The sequence below is a fragment of the Microbacterium trichothecenolyticum genome, from assembly GCF_030818955.1.
Lineage (GTDB): Bacteria > Actinomycetota > Actinomycetes > Actinomycetales > Microbacteriaceae > Microbacterium > Microbacterium trichothecenolyticum_B.
In genome coordinates this window covers 562,187-576,058 of record NZ_JAUTBF010000001.1, presented here as the reverse complement: position 1 = coordinate 576,058, position 13,872 = coordinate 562,187, and the positions used below count along the sequence as shown (strand labels likewise).

Below are 13,872 nucleotides of genomic sequence, written 5' to 3'. Positions count from 1 at the left end.
CGCCCTCCCGACATCACCGGCCGCCTTCACTACCCTAAGACGCATGGTCCGACCCGAGACTGCCCTCCGCGCCCGGCCCCGGCTTGCTCGCCCACGCCTTCGACGACCTCGGCGTGAGGCTCGGCCCCGACGGAGGAACGCTCCGCGTCTGGTCCGGCCACGCCGATGCGATGCAGCTGCTCGTGTTCGACGACGTCGACCTCGACTGGGCCACCGAGACGCTGCCCATGACCGCTCTCGGCGACGGCGTCTTCGAGGCGACGACACCGCTGCTGCGTCCCGGCGCGCGCTACGCGATCCGCGTGGGCGGACCACACGGTGCCGGCAACACCTTCAATCCGCAGACGCTGCTGATCGAGCCGTACGCGCGAGGCCTCGTCTCGGGCAACTTCGGCGACTGGCGCTCCGTCGTCGTCGACGGCGGATTCGACTGGGGGTCCTCGCTCAAGCCCCGGGTGCCGCTGGACCGCACGGTCATCTACGAGGGGCACGTCAAGGGACTCACCAAGCGGCATCCCTTCATCCCGCCCGCCCTGCACGGCACCTACGCGGGACTGGCACACCCGGCGATGATCGAGCACTTCCTCTCGCTCGGAATCACCAGCGTCGAGCTCCTTCCGGTGCACGCGTTCGCCACCGAGCCCCGTCTGCTGCAGCTCGGCCTGACGAACTACTGGGGCTACAACTCCCTCAACTTCTTCACCCCGCACGCCGCGTATGCCACGGCCGCCAGCCAGGCCGAAGGTCCCGAAGCGGTGCTGCGCGAGTTCAAGGGCATGGTGAAGCTGCTGCACGAGGCCGGTCTCGAGGTCATCCTCGACGTGGTGTACAACCACACCGCCGAAGAGGGCATCGGCGGCCCCCGCACGAGCCTGCGCGGGATCGACAACCGGTCGTACTACCGCCAGACCGAGGAGGGGTCGTACATCGACGAGACCGGGTGCGGGAACGCGGTGAACACGGCGACGGATGCCGCGGCGCGCCTCGTGCTCGATTCGCTGCGCTACTGGGCCAACGACGTGCAGATCGACGGCTTCCGCTTCGATCTGGCGGTGACGCTGGGGCGCGACGCCCACCACTCGTTCACACCCGATCACCCGCTGCTCCAGGCCATCCGCGACGACGAGGCCCTCGCCGATACCAAGCTCATCGCCGAGCCGTGGGACGTCGGCATGGGCGGCTGGCAGACCGGCAACTTCGGCGACGGGTGGCACGAGTGGAACGACCGGTACCGCGATCGCGTCCGCAACTTCTGGCTGAGCGACATCGACTACGCCCGCCGCGCCGACAACGCTCCGGCGGGTATCGGCGGCTTCGCGACGCGGCTGGCCGGCTCGTCGAACACCTTCGCCGCAGAACGGGGGCCGCTGGCCAGTGTCAACTTCGTCACCGCGCACGACGGCTTCACCCTGCGCGATCTCGTCTCGTACGACGTGAAGCACAATCTCGGCAACGGCGAGCAGAACCGCGACGGCGCCGACACGAACCGCTCGTTCAACCACGGCGCCGAGGGGAGCACCAACGACGAGCGCGTGCTCGCGACGCGACGCAAAGCCATGCGCAACCTCATGGGCACCCTGCTGACCTCGGCCGGCATCCCGATGATCACGGCGGGCGACGAGATGGGACGCACGCAGCGCGGCAACAACAACGCCTACTGCCACGACTCGGCGCTCACGTGGCTGTCGTGGAACCTCGCGCCCTGGCAACGCGACCTCTTCGCCCACACGCAGCGCCTGCTGCAGCTACGGCGCGACAACCCCGCGCTGCGGCCCAAGCGGTTCGCGCGCCTCGGTGAACGGATCCCCTCCGCCTCGGTCATGCAGTGGTTCGACGAGCGCGGCGAGACGATGTCGAGCGAGGGCTGGAACGACCCCGCCCACCGGACTCTGCAATACCTCGCGACCTCGACCCCCGAACACGAGGAGCCCAATCGCGTCCTCCTCGTCGTTCATGGCACCGAGCAGCCCATCGACATCGTGCTGCCGGTGCTCGACGAGCCCGAGCGGGCGACCTTCGTCTCGCTGTGGTCCAGCGCCGATGAGTCTCCGAGCGATCATGCCGAACGGTTCGCGCCGGGCGAGATCGTGCCGATCGCGGGTACGTCGATGCGACTGTTCCGCGTCGAGTGACCGGCGCGCCCTGTCAAGGCCACGGCGAAGGTGAGGGCAACGCCGCCGGCCCGCGGTAGGTTCGGAGCGTGGCCGACACGACGACTCCTTCGCCCGAGCTGCCCTGGCGCAGTGCCGCCCCGATCCCGGTGCGTCCGGTCAAGCCGACAGCGACGTCGCGCAGCGTGGTCACCCCGCGCATCCCCATGGCGGAGCCGCATCCGAGCGTCCCGGGTGGACGCTTCCGACCGTCGGCGTACGTGGGCGAGGCCGTCCCGTTCACCGTCACGGCCTTCCGCGAGGGCCACGATCGCATCGGTGTCAATCTGCGTCTGTTCTCCCCCTCCGGCGACGAGTCCCTGCATCGATTGAGCCCGCTGAACGACGGGTTCGACCGGTGGTCGGTGCTCGTCGCCCCGCTCGAACAGGGCGTCTGGCGCTTCCGGTTCGAGGCGTACGCCGACGACTTCGCAACGTGGGAGCACGCCGCCGAGATCAAGATCGCCGCCGGCATCGATACCGCGCTCATGCGCGAGATGGGCGCACAGCTGCTCGATCGCGCGCGCGGCGAGAAGAAGCGCCCCGGCACCGACAAAGACGTGCTGTACGAGGCCGCTCGCGCGCTGCGCGACACCGATACCCACGACGACGTCGCGCTGCAGATCGTGCGCGACCCCGGGATCGCCGAGATCTTCGCGGCGCGTCCCCTGATGGGCCTCGTGTCGATCGGTCGGGATGCCGAGGTGCTCGTCGAGCGGGAGCGCGCCGGCGTGGGTGCGTGGTACGAGTTCTTCCCCCGGTCCGAGGGGGCCACGCGCGTCGCAGACGGTTCGGTCGTCAGCGGGACCTTCCGCACCGCGATCGACCGCTTGCCGGGTGTGGCCGCAATGGGCTTCGACGTGCTGTACCTGCCGCCGATCCATCCGATCGGCCAAACCAACCGCAAGGGCCCGAACAACACCCTCGTCACCGAGCCCGGCGACCCAGGCTCGCCGTGGGCCATCGGCGGCGCGGCCGGCGGTCACGACACCGTGCACCCCGACCTCGGAACCCTCGACGACTTCCGCGCCTTCGTGTCGGCCGCACGCGAGAACGGCGTCGAGGTGGCCCTCGACCTGGCACTGCAGGCCTCCCCCGACCACCCGTGGGTCACCGCTCACCCCGAGTGGTTCACGACCCTGCCCGACGGCTCGATCGCGTTCGCCGAGAACCCGCCGAAGAAGTACCAGGACATCTACCCGGTCAACTTCGACAACGACCCCGAGGGCATCCGCGCCGAGGTGCTGCGCATCATCCGCCACTGGATCGCGCAGGGCGTCACCATCTTCCGCGTCGACAACCCCCACACCAAGCCCCTGCAGTTCTGGGAATGGCTCATCGCCACCGTCAGCGCCGATGAGCCGGACGCGGTGTTCCTCGCCGAGGCCTTCACGCGGCCCGCGCCGCTGCAGGGGTTGGCGATGGCCGGTTTCCAGCAGAGCTACACCTACTTCACGTGGCGCAACACGAAGCAAGAGCTCGAGGAGTTCCTCTCGGGACTCGCCCACGAGACGGCCGATTTCCTGCGTCCGAACCTGTTCGTCAACACTCCCGACATCCTCACCGAGTACCTGCAGTTCGGTGGACGCCCGGCATACAAGATCCGTGCAGCGATCGCCGCGACCGCAGCGCCCACCTACGGGGTGTACGCCGGCTACGAGCTGTTCGAGAACGTCGCCCGCCCGGGCTCGGAAGAGAACATCGACAACGAGAAGTACGAGTACAAGTTCCGCGACTGGGAAGGCGCCGAGGCCGCGGGCGATTCTCTCGCGCCGTACCTGCGCATGCTGAACGCGGCCCGTCGCGCCCACCCCGCGCTTCGCCAGCTGCGCAACCTCAGCGTGCACTGGAGCGATGACGATTCGATCCTCGTCTACTCCAAGCACCTCGACGCCGCGCTGTCGCCGACGGGGCACAGCGACACGATCATCGTCGTCGCCAACGTCGACCCGCACTCCGCGCGGGAGAGCACCGTCCATCTCGACACCACCGTCTGGGGTGTCGAACCGGGAACGTCGTACGACGTCGAAGACCTCGTGACCGGCCAGGTCTGGACGTGGGCCGACCACAACTTCGTGCGCCTCGACGCCTTCGCCGAGCCCGTGCACATCCTGCACGTCAAGGAGAACAGATGAGCACCCTTCCCCCCGCGATCCTGGATGCCGTCGCGAACGGCGCGCACCACGACCCGCACAGCGTGCTCGGTGTTCATCGCAGCGGCGACGGGTGGGTCATCCGCACCCGCCGCCCCCTGGCGCGCGAAGTGGTCGCCGAGCTCGAGACGGGCGAGAGCGTCGCGCTGTCGCACCTGCACGGGGGGATCTGGGAGGCTGCCGGCGCGGCGCACCCCGGACGCTACACCGTGCGCGCCACCTACGACAGCGGCGACGAGCACTCCTCTGACGACGGCTACCGCCACCCGCCCTCGATCGGCGAGCTCGACCTGCACCTGATCTCCGAAGGACGCCACGAGGAACTCTGGCGCGTTCTCGGCGCACACGTGCGCGAGATGGATGGCACGTACGGCACCGCCTTCACCGTGTGGGCGCCCGACGCGCGGGCCGTGCGGGTGATCGGGGACTTCAACGGCTGGGACGGCACCGGCAGCGCGATGCGGTCGATGGGCGGCAGCGGGGTCTGGGAGGTGTTCGTACCGGGGGTCGGGGTGGGAACCCGCTACAAGTTCGAGATCCTCACCCGCGCCAGCGCGTGGATCGAGAAGGCCGATCCGATGGCGCGTCTGGCCGAGGTGCCGCCGGCGACGGCGTCGGTCGTGACGGACTCCGCGTACGCCTGGGCCGATGACGCGTGGATCGACGAACGCGCGCGCACGGCGCCGCTGGACCGCCCCCTGTCGATCTACGAACTGCACCTCGGTTCCTGGAAGCCGGGGCTGTCGTATCGCGACGCGGCAGACGAGATCATCGCGTACGTCGGTGCGCAGGGCTTCACCCACGTGGAGTTCCTCCCCCTGTCCGAGCACCCCTTCGGCGGGTCGTGGGGGTATCAGGTGTCGGGCTATTACGCCCCCACCAGCCGGTTCGGCGATCCCGACGACCTGCGCTACCTGATCGACCGGCTCCACCAGGCCGGCATCGGCGTGATCATGGACTGGGTTCCGGGTCACTTCCCGAAAGACGACTTCGCCCTCGCCCGTTTCGACGGCGAGGCGCTGTACGAGCACCCCGACCCGCGCCGCGGCGAGCACAAGGACTGGGGCACCCTCATCTTCGACTACGGCCGCAACGAGGTGCGCAACTTCCTCGTCGCGAACGCACTGTACTGGTTCGAGGAGTTCCACGTCGACGGTTTGCGGGTGGATGCCGTGGCCTCCATGCTCTACCTCGATTACTCCCGCAACGACGGGGAGTGGGCGCCCAACCAGTTCGGCGGGCGCGAGAACCTCGAGGCGATCCGCTTCCTCCAAGAGGTCAATGCGACCTCCTACAAGCGCTACCCCGGCATCGCGATGATCGCCGAGGAGTCGACCAGCTTCCCCGGCGTGACCGCCCCCACCTCGCACGCCGGCCTCGGGTTCGGCTTCAAGTGGAACATGGGCTGGATGAACGACTCACTGCAGTACATCGCGCGCGATCCGATGTACCGGTCGCACCACGAGGGCGAGCTGTCGTTCTCGTTCGTGTACGCCTTCAGCGAGAACTTCATCCTTCCCATCAGCCACGACGAGGTCGTGCACGGCAAGGGCAGCCTGTTCGGCCGCATGCCGGGCGACCACTGGCAGAAGCTCGCGAACATGCGCGCGTTCCTGGCGTACATGTGGGGGCACCCGGGCAAGCAGCTGCTGTTCATGGGCCAGGAGTTCGGTCAGATGTCGGAGTGGTCCGAGTCGCGCGGCCTCGACTGGTGGATGCTCGACCAGCCCTCTCACCACCAACTGTGGGACTTCGTCGCCGAGCTCAACCGCGTGTACAAGGAGCACGCGCCCCTGTGGTCGCGCGACCATGACGCGGCCGCGTTCTCGCGCCTGGGCTCCCCCGCGTGGAACCCCAATGTGCTCTCCTTCGCCCGCCGCGACCACCACGGGAACACCATCGCGGTGGTCTGCAACTTCTCGGGCGTGCCGCTCGGCGACTTCCCCCTCGACCTGCCCGAGGCGGGCACGTGGACGGAGATCCTCAATAGCGACGCTGAGGCGTTCGGCGGCTCGGGGCAGGGCAACTTCGGCTCGGTCACCACCGACAGCCGCGGCGCCGCCTCGCTCACGGTGCCCCCGCTCGGCGTGCTGTGGCTGCACCACCGCGCCGGAAGCTGATCCCCGCACCGCGCAACGACGAAGGCCGCGTCCGTGAGGGGCGCGGCCTTCGTCGTCGGTGACGACGGGGCGTCAGAACAGCAGGGATGCCAGGCGCGAGCGCGCGCGGATCACGCGAGCGTCGTCGTCGCCCACGAGAGCGAACAGCTCGAGGAGACGCTCCCGGACGGGCACGCGCTCCTCCGCCGGCAGCGCCGCGAACAGGTCGAGCAGACGCGCGAACGCATCGTCGACGTGACCACCCACGACGTCGAGGTCGGCGACGAGGAACTGCGCATCGATGCCGGTCGGGTCGGCGGCAGCGGCCGCGCGGGCCGCCTGCAGGTCGGCATCCTGGACGCGATCGAGCAGACGCACCTGGCCGAGTCCCGCGCGGGCGTCGGTATCACGGGGGTTCTCGACGAGCGCCTTCTCGTATGCGGCGACCGCGCGGGCGTAGTCGCCCTCCTCGATCGCGGCGAACGCCTCCGCGTGCAGCGGAGGAAGCGGCGGTTCCTCGGCGGGAGCATCGGCACCCGCCGTGCCGTCGACGGGGATCGTGCCGGTAACCCCGTGCTGGGCCGCGAGCTGCAGGAGCTGCGCGAAGACGTCGCGCACCTGCTGCTCGGGCACCGCCCCGGTGAACAGCGGCACGGGCTGACCCGCGACGAGCGCGAGAACCATCGGGATGGACTGCGCACGGAAACCCTGGGCGAGCTGGGGGTTGGCGTCGACGTCGACCTTCGCGAGCACGAGCCGCCCCGCGAGTTCCGTGACGACCTTCTCGAGCACCGGACTGAGCTGCTTGCACGGACCGCACCACTCGGCCCACAGATCGATGACCACCGGAACCGTCCGCGAGAGTTCGAGCACCTCGCCGAAGGTCGCGTCGGTGACATCGAAGACGAGCGGGAGCGCACCGGCGGGTGCGCCCGCTTCCGACGCGAGCGCCGTCGGAGCCGGGGCGGGCGGCTGGGGGCGGTTGCGCAGCGACGACAGATCGACGGCACCGCGCATCACGGAGCCGGGGGCGGGAGTGCTCACGGGGACACCTTCGCTTCGAGGAGACTGGATCGGTAGCCGAGCAGGCGGATCTGGTCGTCGGAGCCCTGGCTCGGAACGTAGAAGAACACCTGGTCGGAGTAGGTCGTGGTGAATCCTGTCGCGGACTGGTCGACACCGGTCAGGGCCTTGACCGCCGGGTTGTTGTCGAGCTTGATGACCGCGTCTTTATTGGTGGGCTTCGCCGTGTCGCTCTCGTATACGTTGACCGCGACGATCGCTCCCGTGTCCAGCGTAGCCAGCGCGATCGGCGACGCCGGACCCGCGGATGCCGAGAAGCTGATCTCGGCCGTCCCCTGGCCGGTCTGATTCAGCTCGTCGGTGCGCTTGGTCTTGTTGTCTTGAATGGCCGAGAGCAGGAGGTCGTTCGCGGTGTCGAATGCCCCGTGCGAGGCACTGTTCTGCCCGTTGTTGATGATGTCCGCGTAGGCGGCCGCCACCTTCTGCGGCGCCATGACCAGGAACGACGAGTCCGGCGGGACCTGCGTCGCACCCACGTACGGCGCGGCCAGCTCCGGGAGGTTCGTGGAGGCCTCCAGGTTGCCGACGTAGGCCGCCTTGTACTCGGCCCAGGGATTCTCCTGCGTGAGCATCATGATGGTGGTCGTCGGAGTGGCAGCGTCGGCGGACTCCACGACGGTCATGAGCGTGCGCGGCCACGCGCCCGTCGTCTGGGGGAGGATGATCTGCACCGGCTCGGCCGGAATGGCCGGAAGGGCCGCGCGATCGGGGATCGCCGCGCGCAGGGTGTAGTTGGTCTCGCGCTCGGCCAGTGCCGGGCCCGTGAGACGCGTCGCCGCGGCCGTCTTGTCGAGCGCGGCGTCGGCCTGCGCCACCGTCGTCGACACGCGCGCGACGATACGCCTCGCCTGCGCCTCGGTGACGGCGGGCGGGAATTGTCCGTCCGGGACGATCACCGTCGCCGTCGGGCTCGGGGTCTCGCTCGGCGCCAGCTGCGGCCACGCGTCGGCGGAACAGCCCGCCAGCAGGACCGCAGACATGCCGAGGGCAGGAACGGCGATGAAGGCCCGACGCGACCGACGCGCGGGCGACTCGCTCACGACGCCCTTGGCCGCGGCATCCGCGTCGGCGATGGAGATGGGCTCGGTCACCGGCAGGGGAAGGCCCTTGCGGCGCGGACGACGCGATCGACGCACGTGCCGGATGCCGAGCAGGTACAGCACCAGGCCCGCGAGCAGGGCGATTCCGCCGCCGACGATGAGCGGTCCCGCCCACGGCGTGCTGTCATCGATCGGCCAGGTCACGCTGATGTCGGCCGGCGCCGGGGCCGTTCCGTCCGAGGCGATGAGAACACTCATGTCGGACGGGAGCTGGAACGTGGTCGAGAGCGGACCGGTCTGCTCATACTCCTCGAGCCACAGGTCGGAGTCGACCGGGCTGCGCCCCGCCGCCTGCCCCGACGCGGTCACCGTCGGCTGGACGACCGAGGTCTGCACCCCACCGTCGCTCCCCGGCGTCACGGCGGTATAGCCGGTGTCGGCCAGCCACGCCTTCACGTCGGACGTGCGTCCGTACGAGACGAAGACCTGCCCATCGCCGCCCACCCGGAGCGTCTGCGCGCCGGGCGTGCTGGTCAAGACCGAACCGTCGATGAGCGTGTACGGGGTCGAACCCTGGGTCTGCACGGTGGTCGTGGTCTCGGACGGACCCTGGAACACGGTCCGCTGTGCGATGCCGGCACCGATCATGACGGCGGCGATGACGAACGCCACCACAGCCCAGACGAATCTCACGCTTCACACCATCCCCACCGGCGGCACTGGCGCCACCGAAGAATCGACGTTTCAGACTAGCCGAGGGCGGCTGAAAGTTCGCGGCGAGGCACGTCATGCGCACCGCCGCCGCCGGGCGTCAGTATCCTGACCACACGGGGCGCCGTCGTGCCCGTGTGAGGTGGGAGTCGCTCGGCATGAAGATCCATAACCCCTTCCAGGTCGCACTCCTGGCAACCCTCGGAGTCGGCGTCGGACTGCTGCTGATCGGCAGCGTCCAGAACCTCTCCACGATCCTGCTGTACGTCGGCACGGCGCTCTTCCTCTCGCTGGGGCTCGACCCCGTTGTCTCGTTCCTCGAGAAGCGAGGTCTCCCCCGGTGGGCGGCCGTGCTCATCACCATCCTCGCCGTGCTCGGCGTCTTCGCGGGAATCATCGTCATGGTCGTCCCGATCATCGTCGGCCAGATCACACAGCTCGTCGTCCAGGTCGAGCAACTGCTCCAGCCCGCACGCTGGAACGAAGTCGTCGTCCAGGTGCAGACCTGGGTGTCCGAGACACTCCCGTGGCTCCGCCTCGACGAGGTCTGGGCGGGCGTACAGCAGTGGGTGAGCACGCTCGACGTCGGCTCGATATCGACCATGGTCGGCAACAGCCTCCTCACCATCGGCGGCGCGGTGGCGGCCGGCGTGGGCGGCGCGTTCATCGTGCTCATCCTCACGATCTACTTCACGGCATCCACGCCCTCGCTCAAATCAGCCGTGTATCAGCTCGTACCCGCCTCGAAACGCGCACGTTTCATCGAGCTGGCCGAGAAGATCACCGACTCCGTCGGGTACTACGTCATGGGGCAGGTGAGCCTCGGCGTGATCAACGGCGTGCTGAGTGCGATCTTCCTGTCGATCATCAACGCGCCCTTCCCGGCGGTGCTCGCCGTGATCGCGTTCTTCTTCTCGCTCATCCCGCTGGTGGGTACGCTGACCGGTTCGACGATCATCGTGCTCCTGTGCCTGATCCCGGGCCTGGGCTCGCCCACGATCGCGCTGATCGCCCTGATCTACTACCTCGTGTACATGCAGATCGAGGCGTACGTCATCTCGCCGCGCATCATGAACCGCGCGGTCTCGGTGCCCGGCTCCGTCGTCGTCATCTCGGCTCTCGCCGGCGGCGCGCTGCTGAACCTGCTGGGGGCCCTCATCGCCATCCCGGTGGCGGCGAGCATCCTCATCATCTACCGCGAAGTGATCATCCCGCGGCAGAACGAGCGCTGACATCAGCCCGCGAGGTCGCCATCCCACTCGGTGGGCAGAGGCAACGCGTCGGGGTTCACCGCCGCAACGATCTCGGTCAGAACACGTCGTGTCTGCGTCTCGCCCACCCACAGGTGCTTGCCTCCGTCGACCGCGATGAGGGTGGCATGCGCGACCGACGCGAAGCGCTCACGTGCCTCTTCGGGGCGGAGGTAGTCGTCGAACTCCGGGACGAGCACCACCATGCGGCGCTCGTCCGCCGCCCAGGCGGCCACATCGTCGGCCGTCGCGCGGTGCAACGGGGGCGAGAGCAGGATGACGCCTTCGATGTCGTGGTCGCGGCCGTACTTGAGGGCGAGTTCCGTGCCGAACGACCACCCGACCAGCCACGGCCGGGGAAGGCCACGCTCGCGCACGAAGTCGACCGCCGCGGCGACGTCGAACGCCTCGTTCGCTCCCCCGTCGAAAGCGCCCTCACTCGTACCGCGCGGCGACGTCGTGCCGCGCGTGTTGAATCGGAGCACCGCCAGATCGGCGAGGGCCGGGAGGCGGCCCGCGGCCTTGCGCAGAATGTGCGAGTCCATGAACCCGCCGGCGGTCGGCAGCGGATGCAGCGTCACGAGCGTGGCGACGGGCTCGCGCTCTAGAGGAAGAGCCAGCTCGCCGACGAGCGTGAGCTCATCGACCGTGCGCAGCTCGATGTCTTCGCGCCGCGCGGGCAGCAGGACGGGTCCGCGAATCTCCATCAGGCGATCCTCCAACAGTGGGTGTGCCAGTGCCGTCGAGCGGCCAGGTCGGCGGCGTCACCCAGAACACCGTCGGCCCGCCACACGACGAGGTGAGCCGTGCCGGCGGCGACGGTGCGGCCGCAACCCGGGCACAGGTAATCCTTCTGCGCCTGCGCCGCGGACAGGGGCTGCACGGTGTACTCGACGCCGCGCTTGACCTCGCTGCGCCTCCACCCGGCGATCAGGCGGTCGAGTGAGGCATTGCCGCGATCGGGATCGGGGCGACGCTTACGGGAGCGGGGCATGGATGCCGCTCACCACCAGTGGTTACTGGTCCAAAACGCGTAGGCGCCGGCCCAGCTGCCGTATCGGCCCGTGGCGTAGCCGGTGGCCCAACGCAGGTTGTCGACGGGGTCGTAGCCGTTGCCGGGCACCTTGCTGCACGGCAGCGCTTGGACGAGACCGCACGCCCCTGACGACCGGTTCGTCGCGTTCGGGTTCCACCCGCTCTCGCGGCTGACGATGTAGTCGACGTATCCCATGTCGGCGTCGGAGATTCCCGCCGCCGCCATCCATTCGCCCGGGGCTCCGCCTCCCGAGTAGTACAGGGGACCCGAGTCGACGGCCGAGGAACCCGAGGAGTCCGACGAACGCGTCGGCGTGGGGGTGGGGGTCGGCTTGGGTTTGACGTACACGTTGTAGCTCGAGCGATCCAGCACGGGGACCTGCTTCTCACCGGTCGTCGAGACCGCCTGCGTGTCGTCGAGTCCCTCGGCGTAGAGAGTCACCGTGCGAGGCTCCTTGGCCTGCGCGGGCGTCAGCGCAGCCCCCATCGGGCCGACGTACGCGCCCGCGAACAGCACGACGGCGCACCCGGCGAACACGCCGACCACACCACGGCGGCGCGACCATCGCGGCGCGGAACGACGCGGCAGCACGGGGGGAACGACGTCGAGCGAGGTGCCGCCCCGACGGGCGGCGCGGGACGACGTTGCGCGCGAGAGCTCAGAACCGGCAGTCACAGTGTCGACGAGTCTACCGATGCGCACCGGGCCGTGCCACGCGTGCGGGTCATCCGACAGCGAGCATGACCTCGATGACCGCGTCGAGCACGGCATCGACCTGCGTCTCGCGGTAGCCCCCGCGCTGCATGCGGAAGGCCACCGCGCGCACCTGCTCGGGAGTCACCGGGTCGCCGGCGGCGAGGTAACGCGACACGCGATCGGCCACGATGTCGACCTCGTCGACCCGATAGCCGTAGTGCAGGAGTCCCACCCGATCGAAGCGGTGGCCGCGCGGACGGCCGAGCCGGTCGAGCACGACCTGGGCGGTGTCGCGGGTTTCGGCGACCCATGCCCGCGCCCCCAATCGCGAGAGCGCGTACTCGCGCTCGCGCGCGGCGAAGGCGTCTTCGACGCGCCCGAGCGCCGCGTCGACGGGCGCGACGGCATATCCACCGCGCACGAGCGGGAAGGCCGCGGCCCGCACTTCGGACGATCGCAGCACACCGGCGTCATCGGCCTCGAACGCCTCGCGGGCCTGCGCGAGGAACGCGTCGACAGCGCGCTTCTCGTATCCCTTCGAACGGCCGGACGCCGCGGGAAACGGCGTGGCGCTCACACGATCATGGATCGGGGTCTCGGTCATGACACTCCCAACGGGGCGAGAAGGTAGAACATCACGAGGGCGGCCGTGGCCGACGGCAGGATGGAGTCGAGGCGGTCGAGAACACCGCCGTGGCCGGGCAACCACGAGCTCATGTCTTTGATGCCGAGATCGCGCTTGACCATCGACTCGCCGAGATCGCCCACCGTGGCCGTCGCAAGCACCACGGCGCCGAAGATCAGACCTGCCCACCACGGCACCTGCAGCATGAAGACCGCGAGGAGTCCTCCGGCGACGAGGGCCGCCACACATGCTCCCGCGAACCCCTCCCAGGTCTTCTTGGGGCTGATGCGGGGTGCCATCGGATGCCGTCCGCCCCGGCCGAACGTCAATCCCGACACGTACGCGCCGGTGTCGGCCGCCACCGCGAGGATCAGGAACGCCAGCACCCACCACTCGCCGCGCGGCTGGGCCAGCAGGATCAACGCGACGCTGGTCAGGAAGGGCACGTACACCTGCACGAAGCCCCCGACGAGGACATCACCGATGACCTCGATGGGTGCGCGTCCGTCGGCCGCGAACAGCTGCGCCGTGAGGCGCCAGATCACGACGACGGCGACGGCGACGAGCGACGCGGCCCAGTGCACCCACGCACCGAGGAAGAACCCGCTGAGCAACAGCAGGAACCCCATCACCAGCTGCGGAACGACATCGACCTTGCGGCCGGCCACCTGCAGGGCGCGCGACAGCTCCAGCACGCCCAACACCATGGCGCCGGCGGCGAACAGCACGAAGAGCCACTTGACGAAGACCAGCGACGCGATCACGACGACACCGATACCGACGCCGATGAGCGTGGCGACGATGAGGTCACGACCGGTGCGCTGCTTCAATCGCTCGTTGGCCTGATCGAACTCCGCCCTCGCCTGGGCGATGTGCTGCTCGGCATCCGTGCGCATGGCGCGCAGCTGCGATTCGATGGCCGTCACGCCCTCGCCGGTGACCGGCGACCGGCGCGCCGCATCGCCACGGCGCGAACCGCTGGGTGCGACCGGTTCGGCATCGCCGGTCTCGGGGGCATCGGTCATCGAC

11 protein-coding genes are annotated in these 13,872 nt (G+C 69.3%); 4 read left to right on the top strand and 7 right to left on the bottom strand.

Features of this window, described 5'->3' with window-relative positions:
• Positions 1-113: 113 nt before the first annotated feature.
• The 3 genes from glgX to glgB all read left to right on the top strand — a co-directional run bounded on the left by glgX (position 114) and on the right by glgB (position 6,423).
• Entirely contained in the window at positions 114-2,132 is a 2,019-nt protein-coding gene (gene glgX / locus QE412_RS02715; RefSeq protein ID WP_307479848.1) for a glycogen debranching protein GlgX, read from the top strand.
• A gap of 185 nt (positions 2,133-2,317) precedes the next feature.
• On the top strand, positions 2,318-4,285 hold the full coding sequence (locus QE412_RS02710) for an alpha-1,4-glucan--maltose-1-phosphate maltosyltransferase (RefSeq protein ID WP_307486989.1): 1,968 nt from the start codon (positions 2,318-2,320) through the stop codon (positions 4,283-4,285).
• Positions 4,282-6,423 carry a 1,4-alpha-glucan branching protein GlgB gene (glgB, locus tag QE412_RS02705; RefSeq protein WP_307479845.1) on the top strand — a complete coding sequence of 714 codons (2,142 nt, stop codon included), beginning with the start codon at positions 4,282-4,284 and terminating at the stop codon, positions 6,421-6,423. Before QE412_RS02710 ends, glgB begins: the two co-directional genes overlap by 4 nt.
• 72 nt (positions 6,424-6,495) lie before the next feature.
• On the opposite strand, the gene QE412_RS02700 is transcribed toward glgB, so the two are convergent.
• Both QE412_RS02700 and QE412_RS02695 read right to left on the bottom strand, forming a co-directional pair.
• Positions 6,496-7,446 carry a tetratricopeptide repeat protein gene (locus QE412_RS02700; RefSeq protein WP_307479842.1) on the bottom strand — a complete coding sequence of 317 codons (951 nt, stop codon included), beginning with the start codon at positions 7,444-7,446 and terminating at the stop codon, positions 6,496-6,498.
• On the bottom strand, positions 7,443-9,218 hold the full coding sequence (locus tag QE412_RS02695; RefSeq protein WP_307479840.1) for a glycosyl transferase: 1,776 nt from the start codon (positions 9,216-9,218) through the stop codon (positions 7,443-7,445). The genes QE412_RS02700 and QE412_RS02695 overlap by 4 nt, the downstream gene beginning before the upstream one ends.
• 176 nt (positions 9,219-9,394) lie before the next feature.
• Between QE412_RS02695 and QE412_RS02690 the strand changes: the two genes are divergently transcribed.
• Positions 9,395-10,468 carry an AI-2E family transporter gene (locus QE412_RS02690; RefSeq protein WP_307486986.1) on the top strand — a complete coding sequence of 358 codons (1,074 nt, stop codon included), beginning with the start codon at positions 9,395-9,397 and terminating at the stop codon, positions 10,466-10,468.
• Positions 10,469-10,470: 2 nt separating this feature from the next.
• On the opposite strand, the gene QE412_RS02685 is transcribed toward QE412_RS02690, so the two are convergent.
• Genes QE412_RS02685 through QE412_RS02665 form a run of 5 tightly spaced genes read right to left on the bottom strand, consistent with a single transcriptional unit; the run spans position 10,471 to position 13,868 of the window.
• Positions 10,471-11,193 (bottom strand): alpha/beta hydrolase, encoded by a 723-nt coding sequence (locus QE412_RS02685; protein ID WP_307479835.1) that lies wholly within the window; start codon positions 11,191-11,193, stop codon positions 10,471-10,473.
• Positions 11,193-11,480, bottom strand: a complete 288-nt coding sequence (locus QE412_RS02680; protein WP_307479832.1) for a hypothetical protein — start codon at positions 11,478-11,480, stop codon at positions 11,193-11,195. Before QE412_RS02680 ends, QE412_RS02685 begins: the two co-directional genes overlap by 1 nt.
• Before the next feature lie 9 nt (positions 11,481-11,489).
• Positions 11,490-12,197: a transglycosylase SLT domain-containing protein gene (locus QE412_RS02675; RefSeq protein WP_307479830.1), complete on the bottom strand. Its 708-nt coding sequence runs from the start codon at positions 12,195-12,197 to the stop codon at positions 11,490-11,492.
• 49 nt (positions 12,198-12,246) lie between these two features.
• The gene (locus QE412_RS02670) at positions 12,247-12,822 is read right to left on the bottom strand and encodes a DivIVA domain-containing protein (RefSeq protein WP_307479827.1); all 576 of its coding nucleotides are present in this window, start codon (positions 12,820-12,822) and stop codon (positions 12,247-12,249) included.
• On the bottom strand, positions 12,819-13,868 hold the full coding sequence (locus QE412_RS02665) for a phosphatidate cytidylyltransferase (RefSeq protein ID WP_307479824.1): 1,050 nt from the start codon (positions 13,866-13,868) through the stop codon (positions 12,819-12,821). The genes QE412_RS02670 and QE412_RS02665 overlap by 4 nt, the downstream gene beginning before the upstream one ends.
• Positions 13,869-13,872: the final 4 nt, after the last annotated feature.